Genomic DNA, 16252 nt, shown 5'->3' with positions numbered 1-16252 from the left:
TTTCCATGGGACTGGAAGAGAAGCTGCCGAGCGGCTTTCTGCTGACCACCGTCGAACAGGCCGCGGGATGGGTGCGCAAGTCGTCCGTCTTCCCGGCGACCTTCGGTCTGGCCTGCTGCGCCATCGAGATGATGACCACCGGAGCGGGCCGGTACGACCTGGCCCGCTTCGGCATGGAGGTCTTCCGCGGCTCCCCGCGCCAGGCCGATCTGATGATCGTGGCCGGGCGGGTCAGTCAGAAGATGGCGCCGGTGCTGCGGCAGGTGTACGACCAGATGCCCGCTCCCAAATGGGTCATCTCCATGGGGGTTTGTGCATCTTCAGGCGGAATGTTCAACAACTACGCGATCGTCCAGGGCGTCGACCACATCGTCCCGGTGGACATCTATCTGCCCGGCTGCCCGCCGCGCCCCGAGATGCTGATGGACGCGATCCTCAAGCTCCACCAGAAGATCCAGGGCGGAAAGCTCGGCGTGAACCGGGAAGAAGCGGCCCGTGAGGCGGAGGAGGCGGCCCTCAAGGCCCTCCCCACGATCGAGATGAAGGGGCTGCTCCGGTGAGCGAGACCCAAGAGCCGGAGAACGGCAGCAACGTCCCTGCGCCGCGTGACCAGGGCCCCGAGGTCATCGGCGTCCGCAAGGGCATGTTCGGTGCCGCGGGCGGCGGGGACACCAGCGGCTACGGCGGCCTGGTGCGGACCGTGGCCCTGCCCGGCGCGACGAGCCGACCGTACGGCTCCTACTTCGACGAGGTGGCCGACGAGCTCGAAGGCGCCCTGGAGGAGCAGGACCTCGTCCCCGGGAACGCCATCGAGAAGACGGTGGTCGACCGGGGCGAGCTCACCTTCCACATCGCCCGCGAACACCTTGTGCGGGTCGCACGCACCCTGCGTGACGACCCGGCCCTGCGCTTCGAGCTCTGCACCGGCGTCTCCGGCGTGCACTTCCCCGGGGACAAGGGCCGCGAGCTGCACGCCGTCTACCACCTGCGCTCGCTCACGCACGGCCGGATCCTGCGGCTGGAGGTGTCCGTACCGGACAGCGACCCGCACGTCCCCTCGCTCGTCGCCGTCTACCCGACCAACGACTGGCACGAGCGCGAGACGTACGACTTCTTCGGCCTGATCTTCGACGGGCACCCGGCCCTCACCCGGATCATGATGCCGGACGACTGGCAGGGCTTCCCGCAGCGCAAGGACTACCCGCTCGGCGGCATCCCCGTCGAGTACAAGGGCGCCCAGATCCCGGCTCCCGACCAGCGGAGGTCGTACAGCTGATGTCCACGTCAAACAATGCCTCCGCCGATCACGCCTCCGCGCGCGAGACCACCGAAGGCACCGTCTACACCGTCACCGGCGGCGACTGGGACGAGATCGTCCAGTCCGCCGCCAAGGCCGACGACGAGCGGATCGTCGTCAACATGGGTCCGCAGCACCCGTCCACCCACGGAGTGCTGCGCCTGATCCTGGAGATCGACGGCGAGACGGTCACCGAGGCCCGCTGCGGCATCGGCTACCTGCACACCGGCATCGAGAAGAACCTCGAATTCCGGAACTGGACGCAGGGCACCACCTTCGTGACGCGCATGGACTACCTGACGCCGTTCTTCAACGAGACGGCGTACTGCCTCGGCGTCGAGAGGCTCCTCGGCATCACCGATCAGATCCCGGACCGCGCCACCGTCATCCGCGTCCTGCTGATGGAACTCAACCGGCTCTCCTCCCACCTGGTGTGCATCGCCACCGGCGGCATGGAGCTGGGCGCGACCACGATCATGATCTACGGCTTCCGCGACCGCGAGCTGATCCTCGACATCTTCGAGCTGATCACCGGACTGCGCATGAACCACGCGTTCGTCCGTCCCGGCGGCCTCGCCCAGGACCTGCCCCCGGGCGCCGTCGACCAGCTCCGCGAGTTCGTCAAGACCATGAAGAAGAACCTGCCGGAGTACGACAAGCTCGCCACCGGCAACCCCATCTTCAAGGCCCGCATGCAGGACGTCGGCTACCTCGACCTCACCGGCTGCATGGCGCTCGGCGCCACCGGCCCGATCCTGCGCTCCGCCGGCCTGCCGCACGACCTGCGCAAGTCGGACCCGTACTGCGGATACGAGAACTACGAGTTCGACGTGCCGACCACCGAGAGCTGCGATTCCTACGGGCGGTTCCTGATCCGCCTGGAGGAGATGCGCCAGTCGCTGCGGATCGTCGAGCAGTGCCTGGAGCGCCTGGAGCCGGGACCGGTGATGGTCGCCGACAAGAAGATCGCCTGGCCCGCGCAGCTCGCGATGGGCCCGGACGGCCTCGGCAACTCCCTCGACCACATTCGGAACATCATGGGCACCTCCATGGAGGCCCTCATCCACCACTTCAAGCTGGTGACCGAGGGCTTCCGGGTACCGGCCGGCCAGGCGTACGCGGCCGTCGAGTCGCCCAAGGGCGAGCTCGGCGTGCACGTCGTCTCCGACGGCGGCACCCGCCCCTACCGGGTCCACTTCCGCGACCCGTCCTTCACCAACCTGCAGGCCATGGCCGCGATGTGCGAGGGCGGCCAGGTCGCCGACGTCATCGTCGCCGTCGCCTCCATCGACCCCGTGATGGGAGGCGTCGACCGATGACCGCCAGTCCTTCGAACCAAGGGGTCTCGCTGGGCATGCCCCAGCTGCCGGCCCCCGACTTTCCGGCGGAGGTACGCGAGCGCCTCGAAGCCGACGCCAAGGAAGTCATCGCCCGCTACCCCGACAGCCGCTCCGCGCTGCTGCCGCTGCTGCACCTGACCCAGTCCGTCGAGGGCTACGTCTCGCGCACCGGCATCCGCTTCTGCGCCGAGGTACTGGGCCTGACCACCGCCGAGGTCACCGCCGTGGCGACCTTCTACACGATGTACCGGCGGCGGCCCTCCGGCGACTACCAGGTCGGCGTCTGCACGAACACCCTGTGCGCGGTGATGGGCGGCGACGCCATCTTCGAGGAACTCAAGGAGCACCTCGGGGTCGGCAACAACGAGACCACCCCCGACGGCAAGGTCACCCTCGAACACATCGAGTGCAACGCGGCCTGCGACTACGCCCCCGTGGTGATGGTCAACTGGGAGTTCTTCGACAACCAGACCCCCCAGTCCGCCAAGGCCATGGTCGACGACCTGCTGGCCGGCCGCGAGGTCTCGCCGACCCGGGGCGCGCCGCTGTGCACGTACAAGGAGACCGCCCGGATCCTGGCCGGCTTCCCGGACGAGCGCGAGGGCGCGGTCGAGGCGACCGGCGGCGCCGGCCCCGCCTCCCTGATCGGGCTGCGTATCGCGCGCGGCGAGTCCGCCCGCACCCCGATCGTCCACCCGCGCGGCGAGACCACCACCGAGGGAGGGGAGTGATGTCGGTGTCTTCCGAACTGAGCAACGGGGGCAATGGGGGCACCTCCCACCCGGAGACCGGCGGAGGGACCAGCCCGGAGAAGCTCCTCGCCCCCGTGCTGTCCTCCTTCTGGGACGAGCCGCGGTCGTGGACGCTGGAGACCTACCGGCGGCACGAAGGGTACGAGGGCCTGCGCAAGGCGCTCGCGATGACCCCGGACGACCTCATCGCCTACGTGAAGGACTCGGGCCTGCGCGGACGCGGCGGCGCGGGCTTCCCCACCGGGATGAAGTGGCAGTTCATCCCGCAGGGCGACGGAAAGCCGCACTATCTCGTCGTGAACGCGGACGAGTCGGAGCCGGGAACCTGCAAGGACATCCCCCTCCTCTTCGCCAACCCGCACTCCCTCATCGAGGGAATGATCATCGCCTGCTACGCGATCCGCTCGGAGCACGCCTTCATCTATCTGCGCGGGGAGACGGTGCCCGTACTGCGGCGCCTGCACGAGGCCGTGCGCGAGGCGTACGCGGCCGGATACCTCGGCAAGGACATCGACGGCACCGGGCGCAACCTCGACATCACGGTGCACGCGGGCGCGGGCGCGTACATCTGCGGCGAGGAGACGGCGCTGCTCGACTCCCTCGAAGGCCGGCGCGGCCAGCCCCGGCTGCGTCCCCCCTTCCCCGCGGTCGAGGGGCTCTACGCGTGCCCCACTGTCGTCAACAACGTGGAGTCGATCGCCTCGGTTCCCGCGATCCTGAACAAGGGCAAGGACTGGTTCAAGTCGATGGGGACCGAGAAGTCCCCCGGCTTCACGCTGTACTCGCTCTCCGGGCACGTCGTCGGCCCCGGCCAGTACGAGGCCCCGCTCGGCATCACCCTGCGCCAGCTCCTCGACATGAGCGGCGGCATGCGCCCCGGGCACCGGCTGAAGTTCTGGACCCCGGGCGGCTCCTCCACCCCGATGTTCACCGACGAGCACCTCGACGTCCCGCTCGACTACGAGGGCGTCGGCGCCGCCGGCTCGATGCTCGGCACCAAGGCACTGCAGTGCTTCGACGAGACGACCTGCGTGGTGCGGGCCGTGACCCGGTGGACCGAGTTCTACGCCCACGAGTCCTGCGGCAAGTGCACACCGTGCCGCGAAGGCACGTACTGGCTGGTCCAGCTGCTCCGCGACATCGAGGCCGGCCGGGGCGTCATGTCCGACCTCGACAAGCTGAACGACATCGCCGACAACATCAACGGCAAGTCCTTCTGCGCGCTCGGCGACGGCGCGGCCAGCCCGATCTTCTCCTCGCTCAAGTACTTCCGCGAGGAGTACGAGCAGCACATCACGGGCAAGGGCTGCCCCTTCGACCCCAGGAAGTCGACCCTCTGGGCCGACACGGAGGTGAACGCATGACCGTCACCACTCCAGCGGCCTCCGGGGGCGGAGCGGCGGTTCCACCGGAGAACACCGTCTCGCTGACCATCGACGGGGTCGAACTGTCCGTACCCAAGGGCACCCTCGTCATCCGGGCCGCCGAGCAGCTCGGCATCGAGATCCCCCGGTTCTGCGACCACCCCCTCCTCTCCCCGGCCGGCGCCTGCCGCCAGTGCATCGTCGAGGTCGAGGGCCAGCGCAAGCCGATGGCCTCCTGCACCATCACCTGCACCGACGGCATGGTCGTCAAGACCCAGCTGACCTCCGAGGTCGCCGACAAGTCCCAGCGCGGGGTGATGGAGCTGCTGCTCATCAACCACCCGCTGGACTGCCCGGTCTGCGACAAGGGCGGCGAGTGCCCGCTGCAGAACCAGGCGATGTCCCACGGCAACGCCGAATCGCGGTTCGAGGGCAAGAAGCGCACCTACGAGAAGCCGGTCCCGATCTCCACCCAGGTGCTGCTGGACCGCGAACGGTGCGTGCTGTGCGCGCGCTGCACCCGCTTCTCCAACGAGATCGCCGGCGACCCGATGATCGAGCTGCTGGAACGCGGGGCGCTCCAGCAGGTCGGCACCGGCGAGGGCGACCCCTTCGAGTCGTACTTCTCCGGCAACACCATCCAGATCTGCCCGGTCGGCGCCCTCACCTCGGCCGCCTACCGGTTCCGCTCCCGCCCGTTCGACCTCGTCTCCTCCCCGAGCGTGTGCGAGCACTGCGCGGGCGGCTGCGCGACCCGCACCGACCACCGCCGCGGCAAGGTGCTGCGCCGCCTCGCCGCCGAGGACCCCGAGGTCAACGAGGAGTGGATCTGCGACAAGGGCCGCTTCGGGTTCCGCTACGCGCAGCGCCCGGACCGGCTGACCACCCCGCTGGTGCGCAGCGCCGCCGGGGTCCTGGAGCCGGCGAGCTGGCCCGAGGCCCTGGAGGCCGCGGCGAACGGACTGGCCGCCGCGCGCGGCCGGGCCGGGGTGCTGACCGGCGGCCGGCTCACCGTCGAGGACGCCTACGCGTACGCCAAGTTCGCGCGGGTGGTGCTCGACACCAACGACATCGACTTCCGGGCCCGCGTGCACAGCGCGGAGGAGGCCGAGTTCCTGGCCTCGGAGGTCGCCGGGTACGGGGTCGACCTCGGCGGGCGGTGGCTCTCGTACACCGCCCTGGAGGCGGCCCCGGCCGTGCTGCTCGTCGGCATCGAGGCGGAGGAGGAGGCCCCCGGCGTCTTCCTGCGGCTGCGCAAGGCCCACCGCAAGCGGAAGCAGCGGACCTTCTCCGTCGCCCCCTTCGCCACCCGTGGCCTGGAGAAGGCCGGCGGCACCCTGCTGGCCGCCGCCCCCGGCACCGAGCCCGAGTGGCTCGACGCGCTGGCCTCCCGGACGGGCCTGGAGACCGGCGGCGCCGAAGCCGCCGAGGCGCTGCGGCTGCCCGGCGCGGTCATCCTCGTCGGGGAGCGCCTTGCCGGGGTGCCGGGCGCGCTGACCGCCGCCGTACGGGCCGCCGGGGTCACCGGGGCCACCCTGGTGTGGATCCCGCGCCGGGCCGGTGAGCGGGCCGCCGTCGAGGCGGGCGCGCTGCCGTCCCTGCTGCCGGGCGGCCGCCCCGCCACCGACCCGCGGGCCCGTGACGAGGTCGCCACCGCCTGGGGCCTGGACGAACTCCCGCACCGCTACGGCCGTGACACCGGCCAGATCGTCGAGGCCGCGGCGACCAGGGAGCTCTCGGCCCTGCTGATCGCGGGCGTCGAGGTCGCCGACCTGCCGGACCCGGCCCGCGCGCGGACCGCCCTCCAGGAGGCCTTCGTGGTCTCCCTGGAGCTGCGGCCCAGCGAGGTCACCGACCACGCGGACGTGGTCCTCCCGGTCGCCGCGGTGGCCGAGAAGACGGGCGCGTTCATCAACTGGGAGGGCCGGGTCAGGCCGTTCGAGGCCGCGCTCAAGCCCGACCAGATGACCCGCCGGCTCGCCCCGGCCGACGCCCGCGTGCTGCACATGCTGGCCGACGCCGCCGACCGGCCGATCGCACTGCCCGACGTACACGCCGTACGGCGGGAGATCGACCGGCTCGGCCCGTGGGCCGGGGAGCGGGCCACCGCGCAGAGCGCCGACACGGCGGTGCTGCCCCGCCCGGGCGCCGGCGAGGCGGTCCTCGCGGGCCACCGGCTCCTCCTGGACCTCGGCCGGCTGCAGGAGGGCGACGACGCCCTGGCCGGCACCCGGCACGAGGCGAGCGCCCGGCTGTCGGCCGCCACGGCCGCCGAGACCGGCGTCAAGGACGGCGACGTCCTCGCGGTCACCGGCCCGGCCGGCTCCGTGGAACTCCCGCTCCGGATCACCGAGATGCCCGACCGCGTGGTCTGGCTCCCGCTGAACTCCACCGGCTCCGGCGTCCTCGCCGACGCCGGCGCCCGCCCGGGCACCCTCGTACGCATCGGCCCGGCGACCCCGGCCGGCGCAGGCGACACCACTGCGGAGGTGGGCGCGTGAACACCGTTCAACTCGCTGCCGAGGACCTGTCCCTGTTCGGCAAGGACGTCTGGTGGCTCGTCGTCGTCAAGGCGGTGTTCTGCTTCGCCTTCCTGATGGTGACGGTGCTGTTCTCCATCGTGTGGGAGCGCAAGGTCGTCGCCTGGATGCAGCTGCGCATCGGCCCGAACCGGCACGGCCCCTGGGGCATGCTCCAGTCGCTCGCCGACGGCGTGAAGCTGATGCTCAAGGAAGACCTGATCGTCAAGCGTGCCGACAAGGTCATCTACGTCCTGGCCCCGATCATCGCGGCGATCCCGGCCTTCATGGCCATCGCGGTGATCCCCTTCGGGCCGCCCGGCGACGAGGTCTCCATCTTCGGCCAGCGCACGACGATGCAGCTGACCGACCTGCCCATCGCGATGCTCTACATCCTCGCGGTGGCCTCGGTCGGCATCTACGGCATCGTGCTGGCGGGCTGGTCCTCCGGCTCGACCTACCCGCTCCTCGGCGGCCTGCGCTCCTGCGCGCAGATGATCTCCTACGAGATCGCGATGGGCGCGGCCTTCGCCTCGGTCTTCCTCTACTCCGGGTCGATGTCGACCTCGGCGATCGTCGCGGCCCAGGCGGACCGCTGGTTCATCGTCCTGCTGCCGGTGTCCTTCATCATCTACGTCGTCACGATGGTCGGCGAGACGAACCGCGCCCCCTTCGACATGCCGGAGTCCGAGGGCGACCTGGTCGGCGGCTTCAACACCGAGTACTCGTCCATCAAGTTCGCGCTGTTCATGCTGGCCGAGTACGTCAACATGGTCACCGTCTCGGCGGTCTCGGTCACCCTCTTCCTGGGCGGCTGGCGGGCCCCGTACCCGATCAGCTCCTTCTGGGAGGGTGCGAACCACGGCTGGTGGCCGATGCTCTGGTTCGTCCTCAAGGTGCAGCTGCTGCTGTTCTTCTTCATCTGGCTGCGCGGCACGCTGCCCCGCGTGCGCTACGACCAGCTGATGAAGCTCGGCTGGAAGGTCCTGATCCCCGTCTCGGTGGTCTGGCTGATGCTGGTGGCCACCGTCCGGGCGCTGCGCAACGAGGCGTACGACTTCAGCGAGATCGTCCTCTACGTCGGCGGCGCCGTCGTGGCGATCCTGCTGCTCTCCTTCGTCGCGGACGTCTTCCGCGACAAGAAGGAGAAGAAGACGGCGGCCGCCGAGGCGGTGCACGACGCCGAGCCCTTCGACCCGCTGGCGGGCGGATTCCCCGTACCGCCGAAGCCCGGCCAGCACCTGGCGCCCGTACCGCGCAGGCGCTCCCGCACCGAGCGGGAGCTGATTGTCAGTGGCGGGACGAATACTGACAGTGACCGAGAGGAGGCTTGAGAGATGTCCGACGAGAAGTGGCAGAACCCGGTGGCGGGCTTCGGCGTGACCTTCAAGGCCATGTTCAAGAAGCGCCTCACCGAGCAGTACCCGGAGCAGCAGAAGACGACCGCACCGCGCTTCCACGGACGGCATCAGCTCAACCGGCACCCCGACGGTCTGGAGAAGTGCATCGGGTGCGAGCTGTGTGCCTGGGCCTGTCCCGCCGACGCGATCTACGTGGAGGGCGCGGACAACACCGAGGAGGAGCGCTACTCCCCGGGTGAGCGGTACGGCCGCGTCTACCAGATCAACTACGCCCGCTGCATCCTGTGCGGGCTGTGCGTGGAGGCGTGCCCGACGAGGGCGCTGACCATGACGAACGAGTTCGAACTGGCCGACTCCAGCCGCGAATCGCTCATCTACACCAAGGAGCAGCTGCTGGCCGGCCTGACCGAGGGCATGGTCGAGGCACCGCACTCGATCTTCCCCGGCATGGACGACACGGACTACTACCAGGGCCTGGTGACCGGGGCCGCCCCGGGCACCGTCCGGCAGGTCGCCGCCTCCAAGGGCGAAGCCGCCCCGGAGAACGGGCAGTCGACGGAGGTGGACGCATGAGCGCCCTCGCCGCCTCCGCCGCGTCCATGACCTCCACGGGCGAGGCGATCCAGTTCTGGATCCTCGGCACGGTCGCCGTCATCGGCGCGCTGGCCACGATCCTGATGAAGAAGGCCGTGCACAGCGCACTGAGCCTGGCCGGGACGATGATCATCCTGGCCGTCTTCTACCTCGCCAACGGGGCGTACTTCCTGGGCGTCGTCCAGGTCATCGTCTACACCGGCGCGATCATGATGCTCTTCCTCTTCGTGGTCATGCTCGTCGGCGTCACCGCCGCCGACTCCCTGAAGGAGACCATCAAGGGACAGCGCTGGCTGGCCGTCCTGTGCGGGCTCGGCTTCGGCACCCTGCTGATCGGCGGCATCGCCAACGCCGGGCTCACCCACTTCAACGGGCTCGGCCGGGTCAACTCCGGCGGGCACATCGAGGGCCTGGCCCAGCTGATCTTCACCAAGTACGTCTTCGCCTTCGAGATCACCGGCGCGCTGCTGATCACCGCGTCCGTCGGCGCGATGGTGCTCACCCACCGCGAGCGCACCGAACGGGCCGCCACCCAGCGCGAACTCGCCGAGAAGCGCGTCCGCGAGGGCGTCCAGCTCCCGCCGCTCCCCGCGCCCGGCGTCTACGCCCGGCACAACGCGGTGGACGTCGCCGGTCTGCTGCCGGACGGCACCCCCTCCGAGCTGACCGTCAACCGGACGCTGCGCGCCCGGGGCCAGATCCGGGACGTCTCCAGCCAGGCCATCGACGACCTCAAGGCACTGGAGCAGGCCTCCTCGGAGCGCCTCGGCCGTGAGGAGGCCTCGAAGTGAATCCCGTCAACTACCTGTACCTGGCGGCCCTGCTGTTCACGATCGGTGCCACCGGGGTCCTGATCCGCAAGAACGCGATCGTGCTGTTCATGTGCGTCGAGCTGATGCTCAACGCCTGCAACCTCGCCTTCGTCGCGTTCTCCCGGATGCACGGCAACCTCGACGGCCAGATCATCGCGTTCTTCACGATGGTCGTCGCCGCCGCGGAGGTCGTGGTCGGCCTGGCGATCATCGTGTCGCTGTTCCGTACCCGCCACTCGGCCTCGGTCGACGACGCCAGCCTGATGAAGCTGTAAGGGGTCGCTGTGGAGAACCTGATTGCGCTGCTGATCGCGGCGCCCCTGCTCGGAGCGGTGGTGCTGCTCTGCGGCGGCCGGCGCCTCGACAAGGTCGGTCACTGGATCGGCACCCTGCTCGCGGCCGTCTCCTTCGGGATCGGCGTCGTCCTGTTCGCCGACATGCTGGGGCGCACGGCCGAGGACCGGACCCTGACGCAGAACCTGTACACCTGGATCCCCGTCGAGGGATTCCAGGCGGACATGGCCTTCCAGCTGGACCAGCTGTCGATGACGTTCGTCCTGCTGATCTCCGGGGTGGGCACGCTCATCCACGTGTACTCGATCGGGTACATGGAGCACGACGAGCGCCGCCGCTTCTTCGGCTACCTGAACCTGTTCGTCGCGGCGATGCTGCTCCTCGTCCTCGCCGACAACTACCTCCTGCTGTACTTCGGCTGGGAGGGCGTGGGCCTCGCCTCGTACCTCCTGATCGGCTTCTGGCAGCACAAGCCCAGCGCGGCCACCGCCGCGAAGAAGGCCTTCCTGGTCAACCGCGTCGGCGACATGGGCCTGTCGATCGCGATCATGCTGATGTTCACCACCTTCGGCACCTTCGCCTTCGAGCCGGTGTTCGCCGCCGTGGGCAAGACGTCGGAGGGCACGCTGACCGCCATCGGCCTGATGCTGCTGCTGGCCGCCTGCGGCAAGTCGGCCCAGGTCCCGCTGCAGTCCTGGCTCGGTGACGCGATGGAGGGCCCGACCCCGGTCTCGGCCCTGATCCACGCGGCCACCATGGTGACGGCGGGCGTGTACCTGATCGTCCGCTCGGCCGCCGTCTTCAACGGGGCGCCGGACGCCCAGCTGGTGGTCACCGTCGTGGGCGCGGTCACGCTCCTCTTCGGTGCGATCGTCGGTTGCGCGAAGGACGACATCAAGAAGGCCCTGGCGGGCTCGACGATGTCGCAGATCGGCTACATGATCCTCGCCGCGGGCCTCGGTCCGATCGGCTACGTCTTCGCGATCATGCACCTGGTGACGCACGGCTTCTTCAAGGCGGGCCTCTTCCTCGGCGCGGGTTCCGTGATGCACGGGATGAACGACGAGGTCGACATGCGCAGGTACGGGGGCCTGCGGAAGTACATGCCGGTCACCTTCGTCACCTTCGGCCTCGGATACCTGGCCATCATCGGCTTCCCGGGCCTGTCCGGCTTCTTCTCCAAGGACATGATCATCGAGGCGGCCTTCGCGAAGGGCGGCACCGAGGGCTGGATCCTCGGCGGGGTCACCCTGCTGGGCGCCGGCATCACCGCCTTCTACATGACCCGCGTCATGCTCCTCACCTTCTTCGGCGAGAAGCGCTGGCAGCCGGACGATGCCGGCCACGAGCCGCACCCGCACGAGTCCCCGAAGTCCATGACCGTCCCGATGGTCATCCTGGCCTTCGGGTCCGTCTTCGCCGGTGCCTTCTTCGAGATCGGCGAGCGCTTCCTGAAGTGGCTGGAGCCCGTCACGGGCTACTCGCACGGCAACCCGCCGGTCAGCGCCATGACGGTCACCGCGGCCACCATGGTGATGCTCCTCGTCGGAGTCGGCATCGCCTGGGCGATGTACGGCAAGCGGCCCGTCCCGGTCCTCGCCCCCCGCGGCTCGTTCCTCACCCGGGCGGCCCGCAAGGACCTCTACCAGGACGACTTCAACCACGTCGTGCTGGTGCGCGGCGGGGAGCACCTGACCCGCTCGCTCGTGTACCTCGACCACAGCGTGGTCGACGGGGTGGTCAACGGGACGGCCGCCTCGGTCGGCGGGCTCTCGGGCCGCCTGCGCAAGCTGCAGAACGGCTACGCCCGCAGCTACGCGGTCTCGATGTTCGGGGGCACGGTGGTCCTGATCGCCGCGACCCTGCTGATGAGGGCGGTGTGAAATGAGTTTCCCGCTTCTGACGGTGACGGCCGCGGTCCCCGCGGTCGGCGCGATCCTGACGGCGGCCGTACCGGCCGCCCGCAGGACCGCCGCCAAGTGGCTCGCGCTGCTCTTCTCGCTGGCGACACTGGCCCTGGCCGTGCTCGTCGCGGTCCGCTTCGACCCGAGCGGTGACCGCTACCAGCTCACCGAATCCCGGCCCTGGATCGCCGACTTCGGCGTCCGCTACGAGCTGGGCGTGGACGGGATCGGGGTGGTGCTCATCGGGCTCACCGCGCTGCTGATCCCCTTCGTGATCGCGGCCGGCTGGCACGACGCCGACCCGCTGGAGACCAAGAGCTCCCGGTGGCGGCCGACGCAGGGCTTCTTCGCCCTGATCCTGCTGGTCGAGGCGATGGTGATCATCTCCTTCGAGGCCACCGACGTCTTCCTCTTCTACATCTTCTTCGAAGCCATGCTCATCCCGATGTACTTCCTCATCGGCGGCTTCGGGGACCGGGCCCACGGCGGCTCCGAGGAGAACGCGGCCACCCAGCGCTCGTACGCGGCGGTCAAGTTCCTCCTCTACAACCTGGTCGGCGGCCTGATCATGCTGGCGGCCGTCATCGGCCTCTACGTGGTCGCCGGGAACTTCTCCCTCCAGGAGATCACCGCCGCCCGGGCCGCGGGCACGCTCGACATGTCGGCCAACACCGAGCGGCTGCTGTTCCTCGGGTTCTTCTTCGCCTTCGCGATCAAGGCCCCGCTGTGGCCGCTGCACACCTGGCTGCCGAACGCGATGGGCGAGTCCACCGCTCCGGTCGCCGTACTGATCACCGCGGTCGTCGACAAGGTCGGCACCTTCGCGATGCTCCGCTTCTGCCTCGGGCTGTTCCCCGACGCCAGCAAGTGGGCCACGCCGGTGATCCTGGTGCTGGCCCTGATCAGCATCGTCTACGGCGCGCTGGTCGCGGTCGGCCAGCGGGACATCAAGCGGCTGGTCGCCTACGCCTCGATCTCGCACTTCGGCTTCATCATCCTGGGCATCTTCGCGATGACCTCCCAGGGCCAGTCCGGCGCCACCCTCTACATGGTCAACCACGGCCTGTCGACGGCGGCACTGATGCTGGTGGCCGGCTTCCTGATCTCGCGGCGCGGCTCGCGGCTCATCGCCGACTACGGCGGTGTCCAGAAGGTGGCCCCGGTCCTCGCCGGCACCTTCCTGATCGGCGGCCTGGCCACCCTCTCGCTGCCGGGCCTCGCGCCCTTCGTCAGTGAATTCCTGGTCCTGGTCGGCACGTTCGCCCGGTATCCGGTCGTCGGCATCATCGCCACCACCGGCATCGTGCTCGCCGCGCTCTACACGCTGGTGCTCTACCAGCGGACGATGACCGGCCCCGTGAAGGAGGAGGTCCGCACCATGCCGGACCTGCGCCTGCGGGAGGTCCTGGTGGTCGCCCCGCTGATCGCCCTGCTGATCGGGCTGGGCGTCTACCCGAAGGTCCTCACCGACATCGTCAACCCGGCGGTGGAGCACACCATGTCGGACGTGAAGCAGACGGACCCGCAGCCCGAGGTCGACGTCGAAGCGAAGAACGGGGAGGTGGCGAAGTGAGCACCCTGACTTCCGCCCACAGCCTGTGGACACTGGCGGCCGAGGCACCGGCCGACCGGATCCCGGCACCGACCATCGAGTACGCACAGCTCGCGCCCACGCTGATCGTGGTGGGTGCGGCGGTGCTCGGGATCCTGGTCGAGGCCTTCGTGCCCCGCAAGTCCCGTTACTACGTCCAGGTGTTCCTCACCGTCGCCGCGCTGGCCTCGGCCTTCGCCGCGGTCGTCGGCCTCGCCGCGGGCGGGTACGGGTCCGGCAAGGCCCACATCGCCGCGATGGGCGCCATCGCCGTGGACGGCCCGGCGCTCTTCCTGCAGGGCACCATCCTGCTGGCCTCGGTCGTGGCGGTCTTCACCTTCGCCGAGCGGCGCCTGGACCCCGCGGCGCACGGCAACCGGGTGGACTCCTTCGCCGCCCAGGCGGCATCCGTACCGGGCAGCGACAGCGAGAAGGCCGCCGTCAAGGCGGGCTTCACCACCACCGAGGTCTTCCCGCTGGCTCTGTTCGCGATCGCCGGCATGCTGATCTTCCCGGCGGCCAACGACCTGCTGACGCTGTTCATCGCCCTCGAGGTGTTCTCCCTCCCGCTGTACCTGCTCTGCGCCCTCGCCCGCCGCCAGCGGCTGATGTCGCAGGAGGCCGCGGTGAAGTACTTCCTCCTGGGCGCCTTCTCCTCCGCCTTCCTCCTCTTCGGCATCGCGCTGCTCTACGGGTACGCGGGCTCGGTCTCGTACGCGGCGATCGCCGACGTGGTCGACGGCACGGTCGCGAAGATCGACCCGGCGCTGGCCTCCACCATGGGCAACGACGCGCTGCTGCTGATCGGCGGCGCGCTGATCCTGATGGGTCTGCTCTTCAAGGTCGGCGCGGTCCCCTTCCACATGTGGACCCCGGACGTCTACCAGGGAGCCCCGACCCCGGTCACCGGCTTCATGGCGGCGGCGACCAAGGTGGCCGCCTTCGGCGCGCTCCTGCGCCTCCTCTACGTGGTCCTGCCCGGGCTGCGCTGGGACTGGCGTCCGGTGATGTGGGCGGTGGCCATCGTCACCATGCTCGCGGGCGCGGTGATCGCGGTGACCCAGACGGACGTCAAGCGACTGCTCGCCTACTCCTCGATCGCGCACGCGGGCTTCATCCTGGCCGGTGTGATCGCGACCTCGGCGCAGGGCGTCCAGTCCGTCCTCTTCTACCTGGGCGCCTACTCCTTCGTGACGATCGGCGCCTTCGCGGTGGTCACGCTGGTGCGCGACGCGGGCGGCGAGGCCACGCACCTGTCCAAGTGGGCCGGGCTGGGACGGCGTTCGCCGCTGACGGCGGCCGTCTTCGCGGTGTTCCTGCTCGCCTTCGCGGGCATCCCGCTGACCTCCGGCTTCACCGGCAAGTTCGCCGTGTTCAGTGCGGCGGCGGAGAGCGGCGCCGGCGTGCTGGTCGTGATCGGTGTCATCTCGTCCGCGATCGCCGCGTTCTTCTACATCAGGGTGATCGTCCTGATGTTCTTCAGCGAGCCGAAGGCCGACGGCCCGACGGTGGCGGTCCCCTCGCCGCTGACGATGACCACCATCGCGGTGGGCGTCGCCGTCACCCTGGTCCTGGGCCTCGCCCCGCAGTACTTCCTTGACCTGGCGGGTCAGGCGAGCACCTTCGTCCGCTGATCCGGTCCGGCCTGGAGGAAGGGCCCGGCTCCCCTCGGGGAAGCCGGGCCCTTCGCCCGTTGCGCGGGGCTATTGCTTCGGACGCCCGTGGCGGCGGGCGCGGGCTAATGGCCGTGCGGGTGGGCGGCGGCCGGCTTACCCGGGGTGGGGGCCTTCTTCGGGCAGGTCAGCGCCGGGTTCCAGTTGTGGAAGCGGCCCGCCGGGTTCTCCTTGTACGCCCACATGTGCAGGTCGTAGTGCTTGGGCATGCCCGCCCAGTGGCCGGGCATCGGCCCGTCGAAGGGCAGCCCGAACATGCTCGGCCGGTCGTCGCTGGTCTTCAGGTCCTGGTCCCGGTCGGTCGACATCCACTCCACCGTCTCCAGCCTGCGGCGGCCGTTGCGGTCCTTGTCCTTGCTGTAGAGGAGCGCGGTCGGCCTGGCAGGGTCCTTCGAACCCCAGTTGGCCTGCTTCACGTAGTGGTAGCCCATGGCGCCCACCCCGAACGGGTTGGTCATGCATTCCTCGCCGTGCGGGACGTACCCGTCCTTGAGCGCCGCCCGCTCGTCCGCGTACTTGGCCGTCACCGCGATCGCCGTCGCCATGTCCCGCATGGCCTGCTTGTTCCGTGGGTCGGGCGCGGGCCCCTCCACCCCGTGCGCCGGGACCACGGCGGCCAGGCCCAGCGACACGGCGGCGGTGATCACGAGGGTGGCCTTGCGGACATGGGGGGACATGGCGACTCCTGCCGTCGACGGGCTTTCGTCCACCATCCCGGCGCCCCGCGGGCCCTGCACGCCGCGGACCCCCA

14 protein-coding genes are annotated in these 16252 nt (G+C 69.9%); 13 read left to right on the top strand and 1 reads right to left on the bottom strand.

Annotation, left to right across the window (positions count from 1 at the left end; genetic code table 11):
• Positions 1-5 precede the first annotated feature (5 nt).
• From KO717_RS15470 to nuoN, 13 genes are read left to right on the top strand one after another with little or no spacing between them, the layout of a single operon-like run.
• Positions 6-560: a NuoB/complex I 20 kDa subunit family protein gene (locus KO717_RS15470; RefSeq protein ID WP_030162005.1), complete on the top strand. Its 555-nt coding sequence runs from the start codon at positions 6-8 to the stop codon at positions 558-560.
• On the top strand, positions 557-1276 hold the full coding sequence (locus KO717_RS15465) for an NADH-quinone oxidoreductase subunit C (protein ID WP_301368019.1): 720 nt from the start codon (positions 557-559) through the stop codon (positions 1274-1276). The genes KO717_RS15470 and KO717_RS15465 overlap by 4 nt, the downstream gene beginning before the upstream one ends.
• Positions 1276-2616 (top strand): NADH-quinone oxidoreductase subunit D, encoded by a 1341-nt coding sequence (locus tag KO717_RS15460; RefSeq protein WP_301368018.1) that lies wholly within the window; start codon positions 1276-1278, stop codon positions 2614-2616. The genes KO717_RS15465 and KO717_RS15460 overlap by 1 nt, the downstream gene beginning before the upstream one ends.
• Positions 2613-3368, top strand: coding sequence for an NADH-quinone oxidoreductase subunit NuoE (gene nuoE, locus KO717_RS15455; RefSeq protein ID WP_301368017.1), 756 nt, complete (start codon positions 2613-2615; stop codon positions 3366-3368). The genes KO717_RS15460 and nuoE overlap by 4 nt, the downstream gene beginning before the upstream one ends.
• Positions 3368-4753 carry an NADH-quinone oxidoreductase subunit NuoF gene (nuoF, locus tag KO717_RS15450; protein ID WP_301368016.1) on the top strand — a complete coding sequence of 462 codons (1386 nt, stop codon included), beginning with the start codon at positions 3368-3370 and terminating at the stop codon, positions 4751-4753. The genes nuoE and nuoF overlap by 1 nt, the downstream gene beginning before the upstream one ends.
• Positions 4750-7254, top strand: coding sequence for an NADH-quinone oxidoreductase subunit G (locus KO717_RS15445; RefSeq protein ID WP_301368015.1), 2505 nt, complete (start codon positions 4750-4752; stop codon positions 7252-7254). Before nuoF ends, KO717_RS15445 begins: the two co-directional genes overlap by 4 nt.
• The gene (gene nuoH / locus KO717_RS15440; RefSeq protein WP_301368014.1) at positions 7251-8606 is read left to right on the top strand and encodes an NADH-quinone oxidoreductase subunit NuoH; all 1356 of its coding nucleotides are present in this window, start codon (positions 7251-7253) and stop codon (positions 8604-8606) included. Before KO717_RS15445 ends, nuoH begins: the two co-directional genes overlap by 4 nt.
• A gap of 3 nt (positions 8607-8609) precedes the next feature.
• Positions 8610-9206, top strand: coding sequence for an NADH-quinone oxidoreductase subunit NuoI (gene nuoI, locus KO717_RS15435; RefSeq protein WP_301368013.1), 597 nt, complete (start codon positions 8610-8612; stop codon positions 9204-9206).
• The gene (locus KO717_RS15430; RefSeq protein WP_301368012.1) at positions 9203-10018 is read left to right on the top strand and encodes an NADH-quinone oxidoreductase subunit J; all 816 of its coding nucleotides are present in this window, start codon (positions 9203-9205) and stop codon (positions 10016-10018) included. Before nuoI ends, KO717_RS15430 begins: the two co-directional genes overlap by 4 nt.
• Positions 10015-10314: an NADH-quinone oxidoreductase subunit NuoK gene (gene nuoK / locus KO717_RS15425; protein ID WP_030653455.1), complete on the top strand. Its 300-nt coding sequence runs from the start codon at positions 10015-10017 to the stop codon at positions 10312-10314. The genes KO717_RS15430 and nuoK overlap by 4 nt, the downstream gene beginning before the upstream one ends.
• Positions 10315-10323: 9 nt before the next feature.
• Positions 10324-12216: an NADH-quinone oxidoreductase subunit L gene (gene nuoL, locus KO717_RS15420; RefSeq protein WP_301368011.1), complete on the top strand. Its 1893-nt coding sequence runs from the start codon at positions 10324-10326 to the stop codon at positions 12214-12216.
• Position 12217: 1 nt separating this feature from the next.
• Positions 12218-13810 (top strand): NADH-quinone oxidoreductase subunit M, encoded by a 1593-nt coding sequence (locus tag KO717_RS15415; RefSeq protein ID WP_301368010.1) that lies wholly within the window; start codon positions 12218-12220, stop codon positions 13808-13810.
• Positions 13807-15462, top strand: a complete 1656-nt coding sequence (nuoN, locus tag KO717_RS15410) for an NADH-quinone oxidoreductase subunit NuoN (protein WP_301368009.1) — start codon at positions 13807-13809, stop codon at positions 15460-15462. Before KO717_RS15415 ends, nuoN begins: the two co-directional genes overlap by 4 nt.
• A 104-nt stretch (positions 15463-15566) precedes the next feature.
• Here the strand turns inward: nuoN and KO717_RS15405 are convergent, their stop codons facing one another.
• Positions 15567-16178: a hypothetical protein gene (locus KO717_RS15405; RefSeq protein WP_301368008.1), complete on the bottom strand. Its 612-nt coding sequence runs from the start codon at positions 16176-16178 to the stop codon at positions 15567-15569.
• Positions 16179-16252: the final 74 nt, after the last annotated feature.

Source organism: Streptomyces xanthophaeus, assembly GCF_030440515.1.
GTDB lineage: Bacteria > Actinomycetota > Actinomycetes > Streptomycetales > Streptomycetaceae > Streptomyces > Streptomyces kutzneri.
The sequence above is the reverse complement of the archived record's forward strand: the minus strand, read 5'-3'. Positions and strand labels throughout refer to the sequence as shown.

What these genes read in the sequence shown, in the direction of transcription:
- KO717_RS15415 (WP_301368010.1), top strand. Translation starts at nt 12,218, where the DNA reads ATGAGTTTCCCGCTTCTGACGGTGACGGCCGCGGTCCCCGCGGTCGGC.
- KO717_RS15470 (WP_030162005.1), top strand. Translation starts at nt 6, where the DNA reads ATGGGACTGGAAGAGAAGCTGCCGAGCGGCTTTCTGCTGACCACCGTC.
- KO717_RS15430 (WP_301368012.1), top strand. Translation starts at nt 9,203, where the DNA reads ATGAGCGCCCTCGCCGCCTCCGCCGCGTCCATGACCTCCACGGGCGAG.
- nuoF (WP_301368016.1), top strand. Translation starts at nt 3,368, where the DNA reads ATGTCGGTGTCTTCCGAACTGAGCAACGGGGGCAATGGGGGCACCTCC.
- KO717_RS15405 (WP_301368008.1), bottom strand. Translation starts at nt 16,178, where the DNA reads ATGTCCCCCCATGTCCGCAAGGCCACCCTCGTGATCACCGCCGCCGTG.
- nuoI (WP_301368013.1), top strand. Translation starts at nt 8,610, where the DNA reads ATGTCCGACGAGAAGTGGCAGAACCCGGTGGCGGGCTTCGGCGTGACC.
- KO717_RS15445 (WP_301368015.1), top strand. Translation starts at nt 4,750, where the DNA reads ATGACCGTCACCACTCCAGCGGCCTCCGGGGGCGGAGCGGCGGTTCCA.
- nuoE (WP_301368017.1), top strand. Translation starts at nt 2,613, where the DNA reads ATGACCGCCAGTCCTTCGAACCAAGGGGTCTCGCTGGGCATGCCCCAG.
- KO717_RS15460 (WP_301368018.1), top strand. Translation starts at nt 1,276, where the DNA reads ATGTCCACGTCAAACAATGCCTCCGCCGATCACGCCTCCGCGCGCGAG.